Raw genomic sequence first — 22,647 nt, 5'->3', positions numbered from 1 at the left:
TCAGGCACTTATCTGCTCAGGCGAATCGCGAATTGCACTACTCGGGGGTCGGTTGTTGTGCTGATAATGCTGCCGAATGCGGCGGACCCAAAACTTCCGTTAGGCTGCGAGAAGGCAGGCGTGTTGGTGATGTTGAAGAGCTCGGCACGGAACTCCATATTGGCTTCGCCGGGGAGACTGGTGTGCTTGATGAGCGCAATATCGAGATCTCGATACGCGGGGCCGCGCACTGGATTGCGCGAAGCATCGCCGATCTCGAACTGGGGAACCGTGGCAAAGGCGCTGGTATTGAAAAACTTCGCCGTCGTTCGTTTGTCTGATGGAAGGTTAGGCTTGCCGACGAGATTCGGCCGCTGCAACGCGAATCCTGCAAAGGCATTGTTGTTAGTCGCCTGAGTGACCGTAACCGGCATTCCCGATTGCAGCGACATGATGGCGTTCAGCGCCCATCCGCCGAGCAGAGCATTGCCTGTGCCGCCTGCCGCGAGCCTGTGGCCGCGCCCGGCAGGCAGATCGTAGATGCCGCTGAACGATGTCACGTTGGGCATGTCGCCGTTTGAAGAATCGCGTTCGAGATATGGCCGGAAGGTGTCGGCGGCGACGAGGCTGCTGGAGTTCGGCGACGAGAGTACGGTAGACGAAAACACAGACGAGGCATCGTCGATCAGCTTCGAATGGGTATAGGCAAACAGGAGAGAAAATCCGTGCGAGAACCTCTGTTCGACCTTGCCTTCAATGGCGTTGTAGTTCGTCGTGCCGCTGTTGTTGCGGTAAGTCGCAATGTTCAGGAAGCGCGGGTACGGCTTCAGAAGCTGAGCCTCGCTGACCGTTTTGCCGCCAATGGAACTCGACGCGGGCAGTTGACCGCTGTAGGGGTTTCGGACCTGCGTGAGCAGCGATGGCCCCTGCGCCAGTTGAGACGCGGTGAGCTGATTCAGATTTGAATCGGGAACGCCGACGTGAACGATGTGGGAGCCGACGTATGCGATCTCGGCAGACAGATTGCGCGTGATCTCTCGCTGCACAGCGAGATTCCATTGTTGAACATAGCCTGAGCCGGCAGACTTCTTAACGGTGTAGACACTCTGTCCCAGGCCTGCGTCGGGGGTGAACGGAATCGGCGCGACCGACGGTCCGCCGGAGAGAGCGAATGCCGCATTGACGCTGTCCTGCGTCTTCTGCTGAACGTTCTGTATGAAGGGAAACTGCGGAGTCGTAAAGGGCGTAGTGATTCCGGATTGGTCGATGAAGACGATGCCGAACCCTGCCCTAACCACGGTCCCGGGCGTCGCCAGATAGGTGAAGCCGACGCGTGGGGCGACGTTGGTGTAATGCAGTTCGCGAGCGCTACGCGAATTTCCATTCTTGCCCAGATAGTCCAGTTGCTGTGTCTGCAGGTTGAAGACTGCGCCCTGATTGTCTTTCTCGGTCGATGGGAAGTGGAGCGTCCACCGCGCACCGATGTTGAGCGTAAGCCGGTCGGAGGCCTTCCAGTCATCCTGCAGGAAAAACTCCTCGATGTGATCGCGCGGGCGAATCTTGTTTTGCTGCAAGTCGATCTGGAAGGTATCGACCTGACCTAGCAGGAAGCTGGCCACGGAGTTGCCGCTGTTGGTGACGCCCTGCTGGTTAGTGCCGGTGGTGGTGAAGGCGAAAGATCCGGTCGGGTTTGGGGGAGAGATGGCATTGAGCTGATACCAGCGGAAGTCGAGGCCAGCCTTGAATGCGTGACGGCCTTTGGTAAAGACGACCGTCTCCACCGGCTGCCACACTGCTGTCTGGTATTGCGCGAAGGTGCTGGCCGATGGGCCAAGCTGTTGAAAGCCGGTAAAGGTGAACAGCGGCAGAGCATTATTGAATGCGGCATTGGTGGGGATGCCGGGGATTCCCAGCGAGGCGGATGCTGTATCGGCGAGATTTGTTCCGGCGGTGGTGTTGCCGCGGCGGGTGTATCCCAGCCTGAAGTCGTTGAGCAGGTGCGGCGAGAAGGTGTGCGTCTCGTTAACTACAGCCTGCTGGCCGAGGACATGAGAGAGGCCGGGTACGCCTCCGGTGCCGAGAACAGAGCCGCTAAGCGCGCCGCTTCCATCCGGCAAGGGCGTCACCGGCTGTTCGACTTCGCTGTAATAGGAGTAGCGGCCAAAGGCGCGGTCTTTGGCTCCGATCGCGCCATCGATGCGGATATCGAACTGGTTCTGATGGTCGGCATCGTTTGCCGTGCGGGTGTAGTTGTTCGCCGCCGCGGTCAGATTGGTCGGCGTAGGAAAGCGGGCGAGAAGTGCCTTTGCCGCCGGATCGAGAGGGGAGCTAATTACATCGTTGGGAAACTCCTGCCGGACATACTTTCCACCGACCACCGTGGTCGATGCCGGATTGTAGATCTTCGAGACTCCGGTGAAGATGCCCTGCCGCTCGGCGAGCGTCGGAATCGTCGAGATTCGCGTCACGCCGATCAACTGCTTCACTCCCTGGTAGTCGCCGAAGAAGAAGAGGCGGTTGTGGAGGACCGGGCCGCCGAGGGTCGCTCCGAACAGATTTCTCCGATACTCCGGCTTGCGGGCGGGCGCCTTCGAAAAATAATTGCGCGCATTCAAACTCTCATTGCGAAAGAACTCGAACAGGCTGCCGTGAAATGCATTGGAGCCGGAGCGCGTCGCTACGTTCACCACGCCGCCGTTGAAGCGGCCAAACTCCGCCGGCACATTGTCCGATTCGATGGTGAATTCCTGAATATCGTCGAGGATGGGAAAGAAAGCGACCTGACCTGGTTCAGGCTGCAGCGCGGAGATGCCGTCGTAGAGATACTCATTCGTCCGCGGGCGGCCACCGTCGATGCGTGGCAGCAGCGTGCCGGGCGGCAACTCGACGCCGGGGGCCAGGGTAGAAAGCTGCACGAAATTTCGCGTGTTCAGAGGCATCGCAATCACAGTCCTGCCCGCGATGTTGGTCTGGATATTGCTCGTCTCTGCCTGCAGTAGAGGAGCATCGCTGTTGACCGTCACCGTCTGTTGATCACCGCCGGCGGTCAGGGGGAGATCGGCACTTACCGTCTGACCCACAATGACGGTGACTCCGGTCCGGCTCAAATGCCTGAAGCCCGGCGCGGTGACATCCAGGCGATAGGAGCCGGGATTGAGATGGGTAAAGAGGTAATCGCCCGCGCCAGATGTGACTGTCACCTGATGCAGATTCGTCGAGGGCTCGGTCAACTCGACCTGCGCATGGGCCACGGCGGCGCCGGAAGAATCCAGCACGCGTCCCCGGATGTCCGCCGCGATTTGAGCAAAGGCAGAGGATGCGCCAATCAGAACAAAGAGGATAAAGAGAGGGAATGCACGATGAAGCTTCATTTAAAGCCGCTCCTGAAAACGCAGGCCGGAGATAGACCCGGGATGGATTGGTAGACGGTATGGGCAAAGTGGACGCAGTCTGGGAGGCTCGCGTCCAGCTGGAAACGCATCGTGGCGCTGTAATGAATTTATTCAATCCAAAACGTATAGTCAACGATTCGGTTCGGATTGCATTGCAGAGGCTCAACGACGAAATACAGTGGCTCTCCACAGCGGCGGCAACAGCGCCGCCTTGCACCCAGCGAGCAGATAACGCTTGCTGGGGCTCCGCGCCTCCGGTCGAGATGACGGAATTTGGGATTGGAAGGGGAACCGCAACAGCAGAAGGCACTTCCGCAGTCGCTGCTCGACAGGTTCTAAGGCTCGATGAGCCGCTCGATCATCACGTCGGTCGACTTGATGAGAGCTGCTGCGGTGTCGCCCTTCTTTAACTGAAGCTCGCGCACTGCATTTGCCGTGATGATTGCCGTCACATGCGCATCCCCGACGGCAAGCACGACCTCCGCCAGCAGCCCTTCGACGCGAATGCTGACGACCTTGCCCGCAAGCTGATTTCTGCCGCTGACACGCCGATAGCGTTCGCGCGATTGCAGCTCCGGCTTGGCGCTGTCTTTAGCCAGAAAGGGCCGCAGCGTGGCTTCTGCGATGCGGTGATGGCCGCCCGGAGTCTGAACAGTCTTCAGCTTGCCGCTTAGTATCCATTGCTTGATGGTCGGATAGCTGATGCCCAGCAATCGGGCCGCTTCCCGCGGTGTCAGCATGTGGTTCGTCGTTGCCATGGCCTATAGTTTTAGCACCTATTTCGTCATACGGCGGATTTGCTGAGGCGATGGATGAAGTCGAGGTAGACTAGCGCGGCGGGCGAGTAGCCGCTCGGGTCGGCCTGGGTGAAGTCGCCGGTGAGTGGGTCCATCTGCTGGCGGAACTCGGTGTGGCGGCTGATGGCCTCGCACCACTGCTGCATTAGGTGATTGAGCTCCGCCTGTTTGCCATAGTGCGACATCCATCGCGGCGCACGCAGAGCGGTGAGCGCCTGCGACGCTCCTCCCCAACTGTTACGCGGGATGGGGCGCACGAAGCTGGGATCGTCCATGGCAATGGAGGTTAAGGGGTACGGAGCCCAGAAGGCCTTGGGATTGTGGATTTGGCGCGTCCAGACCGCCTCGAAGATGGCGGCGTCCTTAGGATCGGACAGTTTGAGGACGTGTTCGCCGAGGACGCGGCTGATGACGTCGGAGCGGACGCGAACAAAGTTATTCTGCGCGTCGAGATCGTAAAAGGCGGCGTCCTTGGGGTCGTAGAGCTTGTCGATGATGAGGCGTCGGATGGTCTCGGCGTCGGCCAGCCAGCGGTCGGCCTCATGGTGCTTGGCGAGCGCGGTGGCCATCTGCGCGAGCGCGACGCGGGCTCCATAGACGGTGGCCGAGAGGTCCGGACAGAGGCGCGGCATGGTAGGCAGGTCGGGGCATTTGCGCGCGTCAGCATCGGGGCAGCGGTTGGGGATGCCCTTCCAGCGAGGGCTGTTGTCGTGGCCGGTGTCGTAGGTGCAGAAGCCCTCGACCAGGCCGGTCTTGCGAGTGTCGCGGTATTGGCGAAGCCATGCATCCCAGCGGCTACATGCGAGATATGCAGCGACCAGCAGCTCGTCGTCGCCGGTGAGCTGCGACAGCTCCCAGGCGGTGGCGGCGATGGGAACAACCATCTGGATCTGGCCGTAGCCCCCGGCGTTTTGCAGTGGGTCGGAGAGCTTGACGGACGCAGGCAACTGACCGTCAGGCCGCTGTAAAGCGAAGAAGGCCATGTGGTTGTTGCGGGCCACCTGCAGCGGCGACGCATCGTTCGAAGCTGGAGTAATGTAGGGACTCAGCGTGCCGTAGACGAGGCCTTCCTGCGGAGCGCACTCCTGCCAGATGCCGGGATAGACGCTGCCTTCGACGAGAACGGGATGTGGATAGCGAGGCAAGGTGTGGATATTGCCGGCAAGCGCAGCGAGTGCCGCGTCCCAGGTGCGTTGCCAGCGCGGGTCTGCCGAAGGAAAGATGGGCACAGGTGTGCTCGGGGTTTTCTCAACCTCTGCGCGAGTGAGCGGAGGCATTAGGCCAGCGCCGGCGGCGAGCGCGGTCAGCTTGAGGAAGTCTCTTCGTTGGAGTGGGCGCTTTCCCTGCTGCATCATGACTTAAGTGTAGGGCCTGATGCTGGTTCGCAGCAGTAGACGATAGACTTGCATTCATGCGTGAACCATCAAAGAACGACGGCGCGAACGATTTTGCGCCCTCGTCGGAGGCTGTGAGCGAAGCTGATCTGGATGCAGCTCTTTTTCGGCGTAAGTTGACGGCCTGGTACCGCAGCCATGCGCGTGCGCTGCCGTGGCGGGGCGTTAACGACCCTTACCGGACGTGGGTTTCTGAGGTGATGCTGCAGCAGACGCGGGTAGCCGCGGTGATCGAGCACTACGAAAGATTTCTGCAGCGGTTTCCTTCCATGCTGGCGCTGGCGCTGGCGCCGGAGCAGGAGGTGCTGGCGGCGTGGTCGGGCCTGGGTTACTACCGCCGCGCGCGTATGTTGCACCGCGCCGCTATGTTTGTGACTTCAGAGCTGGGCGGCGTGCTGCCCAATACGTCGGCGGGCCTGCGCACGCTGCCCGGCATCGGCGAGTACACATGCGCCGCAATTGCGAGCATCGCATTTGGCGAGAGCATAGCCGTCGTCGATGGCAATGTGGAGCGAGTGCTGCTGCGGCTCACCGGGCGGCCTGAAGAGAACACGGCTGCCGCACGCACCTTCGTGCAGGCGCAGGCAGCCGCACTTGTACCGAGGCGAAGAGTCGCCGAGCAGAACAACGCAGCGGGAGACCATAACCAGGCCATGATGGAGTTGGGCGCGACGATCTGCCTGCCCCGTGCTCCTCTGTGTATGCATTGTCCGGTCTACTCGATGTGCAAAACCCGCGGCGAGCATCTGACTCCACCGCGCGCCGTGCAGCGCAGCCGCCCGGCAGCCTATCTGCTGAGCCTGCGCAAGAGCGGTACGGCAACCGACGTTCTGCTGGAGCAGCGCGCCGCCGATGCAAGCCTGATGCCGGGGATGTACGAGCTGCCGCCGCTGCCACAGGATGCGCTTGAGGGCCGTGAACCAATATTGCGTCTGCGGCATTCGATTACGAACACGAACTACTATGTCCAGGTGTACGCGGCGCGTGGCCCGCAGGACCGTGGTCTACGCCGGGCCGTGCCCGCGGCAAAGAGCGATCTGCACTGGACGCGAACGAGTAAATTAGGTTCAGTGCCGCTAACCGGGCTGGCGCGCAAAGTGCTTCAGCGGCTGGGCGTGATGTCAGTGCAGCCGTTGCAGATGCCGGATGAAGAGCAGATGGAAGTTCTACAGGGAAGATTTTGAGGAGCGGTCGATGAAGATGAAAGCAGTTGTGGCGGCTGGATTATTTGTGTTTGCGGTGTCTCTGGGCGCATTGGCGCAGGCTGTTCCTCCAGCGGTGAAGAAGGCTGAGGCTTCCATCGATGCTGAGAAGATTCGCGCGCAGGTAAAGTTCCTGTCGGACGATCTGCTGGAGGGCCGCTATCCCGGTCTGCGCGGCGGCGACCTCGCGGCAAAGTACATCGCGACGCAATTCGCTCTCGATGGATTGAAGCCCGCTGGCGATAACGGCACGTATCTGCAGTGGATCAACTTTGTGGGCATGAAGGTAGTGCCGGAGCATACGACCTTTGCGCTTGTTCCGCAGAAGGGTAACGCAATTAATCTCAAGTTCGCGGACGACTACACGGTGACGAATGAGAAGCTGACGCCGAGCGTGAATATCGACGCGCCAATTGTCTTTGTCGGCTATGGCGTCACGGCGCCGGAGTTTGGCTGGAACGACTATGCGGGCGTTGATGTCAAAGGAAAGGTGATCCTCTGCATCGTCGGCGATCCGCCGTCGAACGACCCAAAGTTTTTTGGTGGCAAAGCGCTGACCTACTACGGGCGCTGGACCTACAAGTTCGAGCAGGCGGCACGAATGGGCGCGGTGGGCGCGCTGATCATTCACCGCACCGATCTCGCCAGCTACGGCTGGGACGTAGTGCGCAACTCGAACACAAGCGAAAAGACAAATCTCCGCGACAATAAGATGCCGCAGCTTGAGGCGGCCAGTTGGATTCAGCTCGATGTCGCGCGAAGGTTGTTTGAGGCCAGTGGCATGAATCTCGATAGCGAGATGACGGCGGCGGGCAAGCGCGGGTTCAAGGCGGTGGAATTGCCGGTGCGATTGAAGGCGCATGTAGAAAGTACGGTGCGCCCGTTCCAATCGGCCAACGTGGTGGGCATCCTGCCGGGGACGAAGAGCGGCAAGGACCAGGCGGTGATTTACACGGCGCATTACGACCATCTGGGATTCGTGCCCGGCATGAAAGGCGACAACATTTATAACGGCGCAGCGGACAACGGCACCGGCTGCGGGATTCTGTTGGAGATGGCGCGTGCATGGAGCGCCATGACGGTGCGGCCACCACACGACGTCATCTTCGCATCGGTTACCGCCGAAGAACAGGGTCTGCTTGGCAGCGAATATCTCGGTCAACACCCGCCCGTTCCGGCGGCCCAGATCGCGCTGGACGTGAATTATGACATGATCCTGCCGATCGGCATTCCACGCGAGATCAACGTGAACGGCGCGCAACGGACCAGCTTCTACCCCACCGTGCAGGCAACAGCGAAACGCTTCGATCTCACCATCGTTCCCGACCCACGGCCTGAGGCGGGCAGCTACTACCGCTCCGACCACTTCAGTCTCTCTCGTGTCGGCATTCCGGCGTTCTCAGTCGATCCGGGCAGCCTCTACGAAGGTCATGACCGCGCGTGGGGCGAGGCCGAGGAGAAGGACTACAACGAGCATCGCTATCACAACTTCAGCGACAACTATTCGCCGGACATGGACTTTCGCGGAAACGCCAAGCTCGCACGATTCGGCATGGAGCTGGGTTGGGAGGCGCTGTCAGCACCATCGACGATCCACTGGAATACAGGCGACGAGTTTGAGGCCGCACGAAAGGCCAGTGAGCAGTCAAAGTAATTGAAGCAAGCGCTTTGCTTTCGTGGGAGTCGAGGGCCAGTCGCGCTGGTGGCGAACAATCAAGGTAAAAACGCTGTGCGCGGATATCCCAGGCGCACAGCGTTTCACTTAAGAACCTTCGGCGGAGCTACAGGCCTGCATTATTGAGGCGGAGGAGTCGTCTGATCGGGAGTCTGAGGGGCCGTGGTGGTGCCTTTGTGATGCTTGCTCTTCTTCTGCGTTGTGGTCGTTGTGCTGTCGCTTGGCATCGTGCTGGTGTTTCCCGGGTCTGTTGCTTTCGGCGCCTCGGGAGAGGTCGCGGGTGGCGTTTCAGGAGCCGTTGCAGCCGGAGCTTCCGCAGGCGCTGCTGGGGTGGTTGGCTCTGTAGGTGCGGTGGGTGCCGTCGGCTCTGTGGGAGCTGTCGGGGTTGTTGGGGCTGTTGGAGAAGTAGGTGCCGCCGGCTCCTGGGTTGCAGGTGGAGCTGCCGCCGGCTCCTGAGCCAGAATGGCGCCGCCCGGGGAAAGCATAGCGAGCAGCGCCAAGTGGGTTGCAAGAGATTGTTTGCGATTCATGATGTGTGTCCTCCTTTAAGGGCACGGTGCTGGCCACATAGGATGTGCAAAGGCAGCGCGGAGATATCCCAATAACAGCGGACACGCAGATTAGTTTGCTGCGCGCCAGGCTACCCTTCCCGGCGCGCACTATCTCAGCAGGTTCCTGGTAAAAATTTCTGTGATTACAGCTTTTTCTTCCCGGTCACGTCAGTGGGCGACGCAAGGTGCATTTGATTTTCCGGGGCGTCTCGAGCGAGACGTTAATGCCGATCTCGGTTGTCGTTTTGGGTATCAGGTCTGGCCTGCTGCTGGGGACGAGCCTGCTGCTGCGGACGGACCTGCTGGGGGGCAGGTCGCGCCTCAGGCCTGCCTGGCTGCGGCATCGGTCTTTCTTGTTGGACCTGTCTTTGCTGTTCCATGGGTCTTGGCTGCTGTACCGGACGTTGTGGTGCTACGGGCTGAATGGGCCTTTGCTGCGGTTGATAATTCGGCCTTTGCTGCGGCTGAGGCCTGACCTGCGGCTGGGCTGGCCTTACCTCCTGGGCAGGCCGGTTCTGGATTTGCTCAGGCCGTTGTTGCGGCTCAACGGGACGGGTCTGGGGTTGGGCTGGCCGTACCTGCTGGGCAGGCCGGTTTTGGATTTGCTCAGGTCGTTGTTGCGGCTGGACAGGCCTGGTCTGGGGCTGGTTGGGCCGTACCTGCGGACTATTTAAGTGATTCGGCTGGTTGGGCCGTACCTGGGGCTGGTTTGGCCGCACCGCTTCACGACTTGGCTGGTTTGGTTGGACGGGGCGCACCTGGGGCTGGTTCGGGCGAACCTGAGGCTGGCTCGGACGCACCTGAGGTTGATTGGGTCGTATCTCTGTGCGGTTCGGCTGATTCCCCTGGCCAGGGCGCACCTGAGGCTGATTTGGTCGTGCCTGAGGCTGATTCGGCAGGGTAGGACGCGCAACCGGCCGTTGAATGCCTCTGTCGGCGACGAGCGGCGTGGCGACGGCGGCGAGTGCCGGGCGACCTTTGTTTTGATTGAAAAACTGCTGCCGATTCTGGGCTGCCCGGTGCTGGTTCTGCACCTGCGCCGACATAGGTGGAATCTTCGGTCCGCGCATGGCGATCAGCTCTGCGGGCTTTGGCCGCGCCTGAATACCACCTCGCCCCCCGTTATAGGAGACGCGCGTGCTGTTGTAGTTATTGACGGTGACGGTGTGGCTGTAGACGTTGGTGATCCTGTTTACGTTGACCCGGTTCACCGCGCGGTTGTAATAGAAGTTGTTGCCGCGCCAGTAGCCACCCTGATAACCGTAGCCGGTATAGCCGCAGCCATAGGGTACCCCTCCGTAGAAACCGATATGGAGGCCCCAGTAGCCGCGATAGAAACGATAGCGATTGCCGTAGAAAGCCCAATAACCCGGGGTCCACAGCGCGCCTTCATAGGGAGCGGCGACCCATGCGCCCGGCACCCAGTAATAGCCGACGGGAGAATAGCTCCAATAGCCCGGCGTCCAGATGTAGTTTGGCGCAGGTGCTTCGGGCTGCTCGTAGGTTGGCAATGGTGGCGGCGGCTGATCGGCTTCTTCAATGGCCTGCTGACCTGCATCTACTTGATCGTCATAGTTTTGGTCGTTGTAATTCTGATCGTTCTGATTGTCTGGAGCGTTCGCATAAGAAGGGTTCTCTTCTGGAGCCTGCCCGCCGTTCTGCCGATACTCCTCGGCCTGTTGCTGGCTTTCGTTCTGCTGGCGCTGTCCCAGGGCACGAGCAGGTGCCTGGACCGGGACGGCCATAGCCGAACCTTGTTGGGATTGGTTCGATTGGTCCACGGGCTGGGACTGGTCGACTGGAGCCATGTTTGCATCCGCAGGGTCCGCACCCGAGTCGTTTGCCGACTGGCCTGCGGTCGGCTGCCGGTGGCAACCGGAGAGGGTGAGGGTGCCGGTGATCGCAGCCACGCTGAGTGTCATGCCTAACAGGTATTTGCAGCCGAACTTACTGGAAGAAGTGCTCATCTTGCGGGGCCCTCTTGCTTTCTTAACCCATACTTCACGAATAAGATGCACCTTCGGGCAAGAACATACGCCTGCTTCGGGTGCATCTTTATTCGTTTGACTGCATTGCTTCCAGACTATGGGGCTGGATAATCCACCGTTTGACTGGTGCGGGAGTTGGTGACGTCAAAGCTCGCATCTCGGTGTCCGGTAAGAAGAAGATAGTGGGCAGCGTCAGGACCGGGAAGATTAGCGATGTGACCGTCGTTGACGTTATGGGCAGCGTCAGTATGGATAGCGGTGTGAAGCTGCCAGAGATCTTTAAGGCCGGGAGAGTGATCGACGATCGTCCATGCCCCTGGCTCCGCGCCCTTGGTCGCCCCGTTGTCCATAATCGAAACGCGCGGATCGATTGCATCGACCAGCGCCGGGCTTGAACTGCGGTCGAAGCCGTGATGCGACACAATGTAAACATCCACCTTGCCCAGCTTATTGACCGGGCACATCAACAGCCGCTCCTTGTTCCAGGTAAGGTCGCCGAGGTCGGCGATGCGCAGCTTGCCGAAGGTGATGATCATGCCAATCGAGCGGTCGTTTTCCGTGTTTTCAACAGGCTTGAGCGGAGAGGCGGCGCAGGCGGCGTTCGTGTCTCCGGCTCCTGCGAGCGGCTTGTCGATGACGTTGCCGTCCGCGCTGACAAACACGACGTGCATTCCGACGCTGGGCAGCACATCGCCGGGCTTGACCGTGAGATGAGCGTAATGCCCCTTCGCCAGCAAATTCTGATAAGCCTGCCAACCGGAGACGGTAACTCTGTCGTTATCTTCTCTATTGACGCCGTGATCGATAAAGCGAGCTACGGGAATTCGTGCAGCGACATCGGGAACGCCGCCCACGTGATCCGTATGGTAGTGGGTGATGACGAGGTTATCGATCTTTTTCACCCCGGCGAGCTTGCAGAGGGCAACGATCTTATTGGCATTCTCGGCTCCGGGCCAACCTGCATCGACCAGCATGTTTTCGCCGCTGGGCGGCACGAAGAGCGTTGCCTGGCCGCCTTCGACGTCGGCAAAGTAAACCTTCAGGTCTCCAGTCTTCCGTTGGTCCTTTTGAGCGAAGGCGAGAGGGGTTGCCATCAAGAGGGCGGCGGCGAGGAATCGCTTCATTAACTTCTCCTGTAAATCGGAACTGCGCCAGAGCTTTCTGGCCGACACTGGAAATGATTGCACAAGTGCGGCGGTGGCGGCTTGGCGGTCTCATTATAAAAAGACAACACCGGATGCCACCTACCGCAGCGAGGGAGAATCGAAGTAAAATGGAGCCGATGGCTGGCTGTCTTCCATGCACGAAGCGCTTTCGCCACGGTCGTCCTGACCGCGGGCGCTGCTAGCTATACCCCTTCGCAGAATTTTGATAGGCTTCACCCCTTGCCGTTCGCGCTGCACTCCGCGCCTTCGGCCCTCACTTCGCGCTCCGTAATGGAAACAGTAGCGCTCCTCTGGAGAAGAGACCATGCCGACCCAATCGCATCCTGATTCTTTCAAAAGCAAGTCCACTTTGAAGTCTGGTTCCACCAACTACAGTATCTTTCGCCTGCAGGCGCTTGCCGATGCGGGTATCAATCTGACGCGGCTTCCATTTTCGCTGCGCATCCTGCTCGAAAACTTGCTTCGTCACGAGGATGGCCGCACCGTCACCGCCGAAGACATCAAGTTTCTCGCCAATTGGGACCCCAAGGCCGAGCCTTCACGCGAGATCGCCTACATGCCTGCCCGCGTGCTGATGCAGGACTTCACCGGGGTTCCCGCCGTCGTCGATCTGGCTGCGATGCGCGATGCCATGCGCGCCCTGGGCGGCGATCCGGAGCGCATCAACCCGCTGCAACCTGCGGAACTGGTCATCGATCATTCAGTACAGGTGGATGAGTTCGGGACAACACTGGCCTACGATCTGAACGCGGCCATGGAGTTTCAGCGGAACCGCGAGCGGTATGCATTTCTGAAGTGGGGCCAGACGGCGTTCCGCAACTTCTCGGCGGTGCCCCCGGGGATGGGCATCTGTCATCAGGTGAACCTCGAGTATCTGGCCCGCGTGGTATTCACGACCCAGCCAGATGCCGATGGAACTGTCTCCGCGTATCCTGACACGCTGGTCGGGACCGACTCGCATACGACCATGATTAATGGTCTCGGCGTGCTGGGATGGGGCGTCGGCGGTATCGAGGCTGAGGCGGCCATGCTTGGACAGCCGGTTTCGATGCTGGTGCCCCAGGTGGTCGGCTTCAAACTGATAGGCAAGCTGAAGGAAGGGACCACCGCCACTGATCTGGTGTTGACCGTGACCGAGCAGCTTCGCAAGTTGGGCGTCGTGGGCAAGTTCGTCGAGTTCTATGGCTCGGGCGTCTCCGAACTGCCGCTGGCCAACCGCGCCACCATTGCGAATATGGCTCCTGAGTACGGAGCGACGTGCGGAATCTTCCCGGTTGACGCCGAGACGCTGAATTATCTGCGCCTGACGGGACGCACCGAGGAACAGATTGCGCTGGTCGAGAGTTACTATCGTGAGCAGGGCCTGTTCCACACGCCCGATGCGCAGGAGGCCGAGTATTCGGTGACCACCTCGCTCGATCTCGACACCGTGCGGCCAAGTGTGGCCGGACCGAAGCGCCCGCAGGACCGGGTGCTGCTGCCCGAAGTGGGAGCGTCGTTCGAGCAGCAGCTTCCCTCATTGCTGGGGCCCAATGCGAATGGCGGCGTGAACCGGCAACTCGTCCGCTGGGAGGGAGAAGGTGGCCATCCGAGCGCCTACGGCGACGTTAATAGCCACATCGGAGTTCCCGCGCCGGTTGTCGAAGCAGCCACGGTTCCGGTCGCCACACTTCGCAAGAAAGACGGGGAGACGGCTGTAATGGATGCGCCCCAGGTCTCGATCCAAGGCCGGTTCGGCATCGATCCAGAGAAGTATCTCGACCACGGCTCGATTGTGATTGCTGCGATCACGTCGTGCACCAATACGTCGAATCCTTACGTGATGATCGCCGCTGGTCTGCTGGCTAAAAAAGCCGTGGAGAAGGGGCTTCGGACGCCGCCATGGGTGAAGACTTCGCTGGCTCCGGGGTCTCGCGTCGTCACGGATTATTTTGTGAAGTCCGGGCTGATGCCTTATCTCGATGCGCTTCGTTTCCAGGTGGTCGGGTATGGATGCACCACCTGCATCGGCAACTCAGGGCCGCTGCCAACCGACGTCTCCAAGACCATTGAAGACCACGGTCTGGTTGCCGTCTCCGTTCTTTCGGGGAACCGGAACTTTGAGGGGCGCATCTCGCCCGAGGTCCGGGCCAATTATCTGATGAGTCCTCCGCTGGTGGTTGCGTATGCTCTCGCCGGGCATATCAAACACAACTTCGATACCGAGCCGATTGGTAAGGGCAAGGACGACCAACCGGTATATTTGCGGGACATCTGGCCAACTCAGGCCGAGGTCGCAGCCACGGTTGCCTCATCCATCGATTCGGAGATGTTTCGGCATGAGTATGGCACCGTCACCGAGGGCGACCAGAACTGGCAGCACCTGAAATTCCCAGAGGGCAACACCTATGGATGGGAGGCGGATTCGACCTACATCCGCAAGGCCCCCTACTTCGACGGCATGGGCGCGCAGCCGGAGCCGGTGAAGGACATCCATGGCGCGCGTGTGCTGGCGGTTCTGGGTGACAGCGTAACCACCGACCATATCTCTCCGGCTGGTTCGATCAAGAAAGATGGCCCGGCGGGAAAATATCTGAGCGAGCATGGCGTGAAGCCTGCGGACTTCAACAGCTACGGTTCGCGGCGCGGCAACCATGAGGTCATGGTGCGCGGTACCTTTGCCAACGTGCGGCTGCGCAACCGGCTCGCTCCAGGAACCGAGGGCGGCGTGACCCGGTTTCTGCCGGATGACGTCCCGATGTCGATCTATGATGCCTCGGTGAAGTACGCCGAGCGTGGCACGCCACTGGCCATCATCGCGGGCAAGGAGTACGGTTCCGGCTCATCGCGCGACTGGGCCGCCAAGGGGCCGCTGCTGCTGGGCGTTCGCTTCGTCATCGCGGAGAGCTATGAGCGCATTCACCGCTCGAACCTGGTTGGCATGGGCATTCTTCCGCTGCAATTCCTGCCCGGACAGAACGCCGAATCGCTGCACCTGACGGGCGAAGAGGTCTATGCCATTGGCGACGTTGCGGGACAACTGAAGGCCATGCTCGACGGCAAGTTCGCCGATGGCAAGGAGATCACTGTCTTCGCCGAATCGGACCTCGGCAAGACCATCGAGTTTGCCGCCACCGTGCGCATCGACACACCGCAGGAGATCCTCTACTACCAGAACGGTGGAATCCTGCAGTACGTTCTGCGGCAACTTGCCAGCAAGAGTACGGCATCGGCGTAACCACCGAGACCAGCTTCAGCCGCTAATCTGTCCACTATTTCAGGCTGAAGCTGGTCTCCAGCTTTTCTTTATGCCGCTCCACAGCCAGCGCAATCAGGCGGTCGATGAGCTGTTTGTACGGCAGCCCCGTCGCACCCCACAGCTTGGGATACATGCTGATGCTGGTAAAGCCGGGCATCGTATTGATCTCGTTCAGATAGATTTGCGCCTTCTTCCCTTTGCGCGCCGGCTCCATCAAAAAATCCACGCGGGCCAGCCCGGCGCAATCGCAGGCGCGAAAGGCGGCGATCGCCATGGCGCGGATCTGCTTCGATTCCGCCGCAGTCAGTTTGGCTGGAATGATCGGAATGCTGGCATCGGAGACGTACTTCGCCTCATAGTCGTAGAACTCTTTATCGGGAACGATCTCTCCCACCACCGAAGCCTCGGGAGCATCATTGCCGAGCACAGCCACCTCAAGCTCTCGGGGTTTCACGCCCGGCCCGCCCACTCCCTGCTCGATGACCAGCTTGCGGTCGAAGCCAGCGGCAAGATCCATCGCGGGGGCCAATTCGGAGCGGTCATGCACCTTGGAGATGCCGACGCTCGAACCGAGATTTGCGGGCTTCACGAACACAGGATATTGCAGCGCTTTTTCGATCTGGCGCGTGCAACGCCTCGGGTCAGCCTTCCACTCGGCGCGGGTCAGCGCGAGGTACGGCGTCTGCGGCAGTCCGGCGGCGGCAAAGAGCTTCTTCATCACGTCCTTGTCCATGCCTGCGGCGGACCCAAGAACGCCCGAGCCAACATAGGCAATGTCGGCCAGCTCAAAGAGGCCCTGAATCGTCCCATCCTCTCCAAACGTTCCATGCAGCACGGGAAAGACAACATCGACTGTCTGCGTAAGATTGTTGCTCTGGTGAACGAGGTCTGAACCGGCACTTAGCTGCAGCGGTTCAGGCTGGCTTCCATTGCCGGTCAGCAAAGCCTGCGCTTCGTCGGAGCCGACCCAATGGCCCTGTTTGGTGATCCCGATAGGAACCACTTCGTACTTCTTTTTGTCGATCGCTTTCAGGATGGAGGCAGCGGAGAGTAGGGAGATCTCGTGTTCGCCGGAGCGACCGCCGAAGAGAATGCCAATGCGTTGTTTTTTCTTCATATTTTCGTCGAATTTCCTACCTTCAGTTTCTGACAGAATGACTTCCGCATCGCTGTGGATCATCCATCTCGAACCACGGCTGATACGGTCGCTCACAACGTTGAAGACCGAAGGTGAACGATGGTTTAGGTGTTTGCCTAGTAAAAGTCCGCGCAGCTGAGAAAAAAGCCGCAGGTTCGGCAGACCAGCTTGCAGCGGCTGTCTTCAAGGCGAGAGCTGCATGTCGGGCAGAAGCGGCTGTGGTGCTCAGTTTCGAGCGGGCACTCCTCGGGGAGTTGCTCGGTTGCCCTCTGCTGGGTGGATAGACTCTCCATGGCAATCAGATTAGCGCAGATGACACCTCTTTCAACATGCGGCGGCAATGGCCAAGTCACCTTATAGTAAAGCTGATGCCTCAGCCGAACCCTTCGCCGCAACCTGCTGCTTCTCCGATGCCATTGTCGCGGAGGCTTTTTCGCCGTATCAAGAGCGGCGCATTACGGCCCGAGGCCGCCTACCGGCTCTATCTCAAACTGAAGTTCGGCACGGGACAGCCTGTGGCGAAACCGAAGCTGCCGCTGCCGAATGGAACCCTGAAGAGCCGGGCTGAATGGGAGAGAGCGTTGGAAGAGGCCAAAGTGGCGCGGCTTCCACTGCACCGGGGGGATGAGAAGAACTGGGACCATCTTGCGGCGGTGTTTGCCATTCTCGGCTCAACGACGACCTCGGCGCGGGTCCTCGATGCGGGCGCGGAGTTTTACAGCAATGTGCTGCCGACGCTGTTTGCGTATGGTTACCGCAACCTCTATGGGATCAATCTTTCGTTTACCGGCGAAGCTCGCCGGGGGCCGATTCGCTACCTGCACGGCGATATTACGCAGACCTCTTTTGCCGACGGCTACTTTGACGCCGTGAGCTGCATGAGTGTGATCGAGCATGGGGTTCCGTTGGAGGGCTATTTGCGGGAGATGCATCGGGTGCTCAAGCCCGGGGGACTGCTGATTACCTCGACGGATTACTATCCGACGGCGATCGATACGCGGGGGAAGATGGCGCATGGGGCTGCAATCAAAGTCTTTACCAAGGCAGAGATTCAGGAGATTCTGCGACTGGCGGAGCAGATTGGATTCGAGAGCACCGGTCCTGTTGATCTGGACTGCAGTGAGCGGCCGGTGCGTTGGGAGCAGTTCGGGTTGGAGTACAGCTTTGTGATCTTTACGTTGCGAAAGAAGGCCTAACTCGCGTTTTGACGGTTGGCCTGGTGAGCTTTTGTGATTCCACCCTTGATCTGATTCCAGCTGACCACCCACGGCACCATCAGGGAGAAGACTAAGCGGGCTGCCAGAACACGGAAGGTCGCCTTTTGCAGGCTGCGCCAGTCGAGGCGGAAGGCGAAGTAGTTTTCGAGCGCGAGGATACACAACAGCGGGATGGGGTTCCAACGCAGGTCGATGATGGCCAGCACCTCGACGACGCAGCGTGCCAGGTTGCGGAACAGGCGCGCGGGACGGATACCAATTGCGCCGTCGGCTATGGCGTAGCTTGCGAGCTGGCTGAGCGCTGATTTCAAGGCGTGACGGGGGCGGTAGAAGGCCTTGGCGCGCTCGGGGAAGGCTGGAGTGACAAGCTTGCGAACCTTCGCGTCGAATAGGGTATCTTCGCCAAGGAAGACGGTCTCGGGGAAGCCGCCTACGCGCTGCCAGAGTTCTTTGCGGAAGGCCATGGAGCGGGCAGTGCAGGATTTTGTGGGCTCGTTGGGATTGAGCTTGACGCCGAAGAAGGGGGCGGAGGCTATGTCCCAGACTGTGGAGGAGGCGGGGTCGATGCAGGAGCCGCCTACCGCATATTCGGAAGCACCGGCGACGATGGGGGCGGTCAGGCGGCTGAGCCAGTCGGGGCGGTAGGTGCAGCCTGCGTCGGCGCAGGCGATTACGTCGGAGGTGGCGGCGGCGATCGCTACGTTGCGTCCACGCGCAATGGGGCCGGGAGATTGTTTCAGGTTGCAGCTCTCGTCGCGGATGGGGATGAGGGTGGGGTATTGAGCTTTGGCATTGAGCAGCCACTCCCAGGTGCCGTCGGCGGAGCCGCCGTCGACGATGATGATCTCGGCGGGAACGAGGATCTGGTCGGTGAGGCTGGCTACGAGACCGGGGATGTCGTCCACTTCGTTGAGGACGGTTGCTGCAACGCTGACGGCCATATTTGACTATTAACTCACAGCGGCTGACGGCGTGTTTCGGTGACAATGGAGTGGTACGCCAAATTTCGATTGAGAGAGCACACGAATGGCTTCTGTTGCAGCGATGGAGTTGGATGATTTGCAGAGTGGTGTGGGCTCGCCGCGGGGCCAGTCTCCGAAGATTAAGGTTTTGAAGATGCATCCGGAGGCTCAACTGCCAAAATACGCGCACACCGGCGTCTACGGGGACCTGGCGGCCGATGTTTATGCCGTAGCCGACGTGGCGATTGCCGCTGGGGCGACGGTAGCGGTGCCGACCGGCATTGCGATGGAGTTTCCTTCGACACATGGAGCGCTGGTGGAAGACCGCTCAGGGCTGGCGGTGCGTGGGGTGACCACGCTGGCTGGCGTAATCGATCCCGGATATCGCGGTGAGTTGAAGGTCGTGGTCACGAATTTGAGCGCGGCCACGGTTGAGGTGAAGGCCGGGGAGCGGATCGCGCAGCTTCGCATCGTGCAGCGGATTGAGGCGCAGTTTGAAGAGGTGGCGGAACTGGACGAGGCGGCGCGTGGGTCTGCAGGATTTGGGAGTACGGGCGCTTAGCTCCACGGCATGGCGACGGAGTATGCTTTTCTCCACTGTTTCTGAAGGAGGATGCTATGGCCGGGATGGTGACGAACGGCGCGGCGGCGTGGCCGTCGCTGGTGTGGGACGAGTGGGCAGCAACGGCGAATACGCTGCACATGTGGACGCAGATCGTCGGCAAGACACGGCTGGCGCTGACTCCTCTTCAGAATCATTGGTGGAATGTGCCGCTGTATGTGACCGCGCGGGGGCTTGGCACGTCCGCGATGGACTATGTCGGTAAGGGGGGCGACGATGTGCTGGATATCGAGTTTGATTTTGTGGCGCACGAGCTGCACTTTCGGATGGGATCGGGGAAGGCAATGTCGGTGCCGTTGAGGGCGCAGACGGTGGCGGATTTCTATAAGGAGTATCGAGGATGCCTGGTTTCGCTGGGGGTTGACGTGAAGATCGATCCGATGCCTTGCGAGCTGGCGAATCCGATCCGGTTTGATCTGGATACGGAGCATAGGTCGTATGACCGGGAGTACGCGCAGCGGTTCTGGCGGGTGCTGATGGAGACGGAGAAGGTCTTTCGACGGTTTGGCACGGGGTTTCTGGGGAAGGTGAGCCCGGTGCACTTCTTCTGGGGCAGCTTTGATTTGGCGGTGACGAGGTTCTCGGGGCGGCCGGCTCCTCCGCGTGCAGGGGCGGATGCAATCCAGCGGGAGGCTTACTCGCATGAGGTCATCAGTGCGGGATTCTGGCCGGGGAATGGGGGTTACGGCGCGGCGGCGTTTTATTGCTATGCGGCTCCGGTCCCTGAGGGATTGGCGGAGGCGAAGATTCGACCGGCTGCGGCTGGATGGGATAAGGCATTGGGGGAGTTCATCTTGAAGTACGAAGATGTGCGGTCGCAGGCCTCGCCGGAGACGGCGTTGATGGAGTTTTTAGAAAGTGCGTATGCGGCTGCGGCCGATGCGGCGAAGTGGGACCGCGCCGCGCTCGAACGGCAGTAGGGAAAGGGTTTAGTGCCGTACGAACGCCAAGGGGCAACGACGGGTCGCCGCACGTGCGACAATCTTAATAGCGAGCCATGCCCAATACGCAAGTTCAGCACCCAGTTCAGACACCCTCCCCCGCTACCATTACTCCGGCGCTGCTTAAGCAGCACAGCATTACGCCGGACGAGTACACGCGCATTGAAGCTGCGCTTGGACGTACGCCCAGCCTGACCGAGCTGGGGATTTTTTCCGTGATGTGGTCGGAGCATTGCTCTTATAAGTCGTCGCGCGTGCATTTGAAGCGGCTGCCGACCAAGAGCGATCTGGTGGTGCAGGGGCCCGGAGAGAATGCCGGGATCATCGACGTAGGCGATGGCTGGGCCTGCGCTTTTAAGATTGAATCGCACAATCATCCCTCGTATATCGAGCCATATCAGGGCGCGGCTACAGGCGTCGGCGGTATTCTGCGCGATATTTTCACGATGAATGCGCGCCCGCTGGCGGTGATGGATTCGCTGCGGTTTGGACCTCTGGACGAAGCCGAGCCGGATGAGACGCTGCGGCGGCGGAACCATGCCGTGGCCACTGGCATTGTTCACGGCGTAGCCGGATATGGGAATTGCTTTGGGGTTCCTAATCTGGGTGGAGAGACACGGTTTGAGACCTGCTACTCCGGCAATCCGCTGCTGAATGCGTTTGCGCTGGGGCTGGTAAAGCGCGACGAGATCTTCTATGCCAAGGCGACCGGTGTGGGCAATCCGGTGATTTATGTCGGCGCCAAGACCGGACGTGATGGGATTCATGGCGCCACGATGGCCTCGGAGGAGTTCACCGAAGGCAGTGAGCAGAAGCGGCCCAATGTGCAGATGGGCGATCCGTTTATGGAGAAGCTGCTGCTGGAAGCATGCCTTGAGGCGATGGCGACCGGAGCGGTTCTTGGGATTCAGGACATGGGCGCAGCGGGTTTGACATGCTCGACCTGCGAGATGGGCGCTCGTGGCGATCTGGGTTTGACAGTCGAGCTTGATCTGGTGCCGCAACGCGAGACAGGGATGTCGAGCTACGAGATTATGCTTTCTGAGTCGCAGGAGCGGATGCTGCTGGTGGCGGACAAGCCTCGGGCGCAGGAGGTTCTCGACGTCTTCACGAAGTGGGGACTGGATGCCTCGATCGTCGGGACAGTCACGGCTGAGCCGAACATGCGGATTACGCAGCATGGCGAACTGGTCGCTGATATTCCGAACAAGAGTTTGACTGACGACGCTCCGGTGTACCACCGCCCCGTGGGAACGTGGACGGCTCCGGTGCCGGTGGATCCTCCGGCAGCGGTTCTGGAAGATTTGAAGAAGCCGCGGGACTACACCGCCGATTTGAAGAAGCTGCTGGCCAGCGCGAATATCTGCGATAAGCGCTGGGTGTTTGAGCAGTATGACTCGATGGTGCAGACCAATACTGTGCAGGGGCCGGGCGGCGAAGCTGGCGTGATGCGCATCAAGGGCACACAGCGCGGGCTGGCTATGGCTCTGGCGGGGAATGGACGCTGGACCTACCTCGATCCGAAGCTGGGAGCGATGCACGCTGTAGCCGAGGCTGCTAGAAAAGTTGCTTGTACCGGCGCTAAGCCGGTCGCGGCGACAAACTGCCTGAACTTTGGGAATCCGGAGAAGCCGGAGATTATGGCACAGCTTTCGAGCGCAATCGATGGCATCGCTGAGGCTTGTATCGCCCTGGGAACGCCGGTTACAGGTGGGAATGTTTCGCTCTACAACGAGACCAAGGGCGAGGGGATCTATCCGACTCCGGTGTTGGGAATTGTTGGGATTATTGACGATGTAACGAAGAGCGTGCCGGCACATTTTCAGCGCGTCGGGGACAAGGTGTTGCTGCTGCAATCGACCCTTGAGACTCCCGCATCACAGCAGCACGAGCTGGGAAGTTCGGAGTACGCCAAGTCGACGTACGGAGCGCTGTGGGGTGGCCCACCATGGCTGGATCTGAGCGCCGAGGCAGCACTCCATAAGGCGCTGGCGCTACTCGCCGAGCGTGGACTGATTCACTCGGCGAAGGACATTGCGGATGGTGGATTGGCTGTGGCTCTGGCTGAGTCCGGCTTTCAACACAATATCGGAGTGAAGGCGACACTTGGCGCGTTATCGGAGGCCGAGTATGTGACCGCTCTGTTCGCAGAGAATGCAACGGAAGTGCTGGTGACCTGTTCCGTGGAGGACTACGGAATCATTTGCACACTGTTGGATGAGGCGGGTGATATCTGGCCGCTCGATCTTGGTGAGACGATTCCCGAGAGAGTAGAGATCTTTGCGGGCGAGGTCCCTCTGGTTGAGGCGGCATTGAACGGGCTGAAAGAGCCTTGGAGCCTGGCAATGGAGTCGCAGTTGGCGGCGGAGGTAGTGACGGCGTGAG

Annotated in this window: 15 protein-coding genes; 7 read left to right on the top strand and 8 right to left on the bottom strand. The window is 60.1% G+C overall.

The window, feature by feature from the left end; translation table 11 throughout:
* Positions 1-8 precede the first annotated feature (8 nt).
* The 3 genes from P4G45_RS16170 to P4G45_RS16160 form a co-directional block, all read right to left on the bottom strand.
* On the bottom strand, positions 9-3,350 hold the full coding sequence (locus P4G45_RS16170; protein WP_348267504.1) for a TonB-dependent receptor: 3,342 nt from the start codon (positions 3,348-3,350) through the stop codon (positions 9-11).
* 356 nt (positions 3,351-3,706) lie between these two features.
* A complete protein-coding gene (locus P4G45_RS16165) occupies positions 3,707-4,129 on the bottom strand; it encodes a helix-turn-helix transcriptional regulator (RefSeq protein ID WP_348267503.1) in 423 nt (140 codons plus the stop codon).
* Positions 4,130-4,155: 26 nt separating this feature from the next.
* On the bottom strand, positions 4,156-5,523 hold the full coding sequence (locus P4G45_RS16160) for an alpha-L-rhamnosidase (RefSeq protein ID WP_348267502.1): 1,368 nt from the start codon (positions 5,521-5,523) through the stop codon (positions 4,156-4,158).
* 56 nt (positions 5,524-5,579) lie between these two features.
* Here P4G45_RS16160 and P4G45_RS16155 point away from each other — a divergent pair, with 56 nt between their 5' ends.
* Together P4G45_RS16155 and P4G45_RS16150 are read left to right on the top strand one after the other, a co-directional pair.
* Entirely contained in the window at positions 5,580-6,746 is a 1,167-nt protein-coding gene (locus P4G45_RS16155) for an A/G-specific adenine glycosylase (RefSeq protein WP_348267501.1), read from the top strand.
* A gap of 10 nt (positions 6,747-6,756) precedes the next feature.
* Positions 6,757-8,418, top strand: coding sequence for a M28 family peptidase (locus P4G45_RS16150; protein WP_348267500.1), 1,662 nt, complete (start codon positions 6,757-6,759; stop codon positions 8,416-8,418).
* A gap of 140 nt (positions 8,419-8,558) precedes the next feature.
* Here P4G45_RS16150 and P4G45_RS16145 read toward each other — a convergent pair whose 3' ends face one another.
* The 3 genes from P4G45_RS16145 to P4G45_RS16135 form a co-directional block, all read right to left on the bottom strand.
* Positions 8,559-8,969, bottom strand: a complete 411-nt coding sequence (locus P4G45_RS16145; protein ID WP_348267499.1) for a hypothetical protein — start codon at positions 8,967-8,969, stop codon at positions 8,559-8,561.
* A gap of 242 nt (positions 8,970-9,211) precedes the next feature.
* Entirely contained in the window at positions 9,212-10,957 is a 1,746-nt protein-coding gene (locus tag P4G45_RS16140; RefSeq protein WP_348267498.1) for a hypothetical protein, read from the bottom strand.
* Between the two features lie 116 nt (positions 10,958-11,073).
* On the bottom strand, positions 11,074-12,102 hold the full coding sequence (locus P4G45_RS16135) for an MBL fold metallo-hydrolase (protein ID WP_348267497.1): 1,029 nt from the start codon (positions 12,100-12,102) through the stop codon (positions 11,074-11,076).
* A 346-nt stretch (positions 12,103-12,448) separates the two neighbouring features.
* Here P4G45_RS16135 and P4G45_RS16130 point away from each other — a divergent pair, with 346 nt between their 5' ends.
* Entirely contained in the window at positions 12,449-15,361 is a 2,913-nt protein-coding gene (locus tag P4G45_RS16130; protein ID WP_348267496.1) for an aconitate hydratase, read from the top strand.
* Between the two features lie 34 nt (positions 15,362-15,395).
* Here P4G45_RS16130 and P4G45_RS16125 read toward each other — a convergent pair whose 3' ends face one another.
* Positions 15,396-16,499: a D-alanine--D-alanine ligase gene (locus P4G45_RS16125; RefSeq protein ID WP_348267495.1), complete on the bottom strand. Its 1,104-nt coding sequence runs from the start codon at positions 16,497-16,499 to the stop codon at positions 15,396-15,398.
* A 389-nt stretch (positions 16,500-16,888) separates the two neighbouring features.
* Between P4G45_RS16125 and P4G45_RS16120 the strand changes: the two genes are divergently transcribed.
* On the top strand, positions 16,889-17,716 hold the full coding sequence (locus P4G45_RS16120; RefSeq protein ID WP_348267494.1) for a methyltransferase domain-containing protein: 828 nt from the start codon (positions 16,889-16,891) through the stop codon (positions 17,714-17,716).
* Here P4G45_RS16120 and P4G45_RS16115 read toward each other — a convergent pair.
* Positions 17,713-18,678 (bottom strand): glycosyltransferase, encoded by a 966-nt coding sequence (locus tag P4G45_RS16115; RefSeq protein WP_348267493.1) that lies wholly within the window; start codon positions 18,676-18,678, stop codon positions 17,713-17,715. The genes P4G45_RS16120 and P4G45_RS16115 overlap by 4 nt on opposite strands.
* 85 nt (positions 18,679-18,763) lie before the next feature.
* On the opposite strand from P4G45_RS16115, the gene dut reads away from it, so the two are divergent.
* The 3 genes from dut to purL all read left to right on the top strand — a co-directional run bounded on the left by dut (position 18,764) and on the right by purL (position 22,646).
* Positions 18,764-19,261 (top strand): dUTP diphosphatase, encoded by a 498-nt coding sequence (gene dut, locus P4G45_RS16110; RefSeq protein ID WP_348267492.1) that lies wholly within the window; start codon positions 18,764-18,766, stop codon positions 19,259-19,261.
* Between the two features lie 56 nt (positions 19,262-19,317).
* Positions 19,318-20,241 (top strand): DUF5996 family protein, encoded by a 924-nt coding sequence (locus P4G45_RS16105; protein ID WP_348267491.1) that lies wholly within the window; start codon positions 19,318-19,320, stop codon positions 20,239-20,241.
* 77 nt (positions 20,242-20,318) lie between these two features.
* Entirely contained in the window at positions 20,319-22,646 is a 2,328-nt protein-coding gene (purL, locus tag P4G45_RS16100) for a phosphoribosylformylglycinamidine synthase subunit PurL (RefSeq protein ID WP_348267490.1), read from the top strand.
* Position 22,647 lies beyond the last annotated feature (1 nt).

The sequence above is a fragment of the Edaphobacter paludis genome, from assembly GCF_039993895.1.
GTDB classification, from domain to species: domain Bacteria; phylum Acidobacteriota; class Terriglobia; order Terriglobales; family Acidobacteriaceae; genus Edaphobacter; species Edaphobacter paludis.
This window is presented reverse-complemented; position numbering and strand designations above follow the sequence as displayed.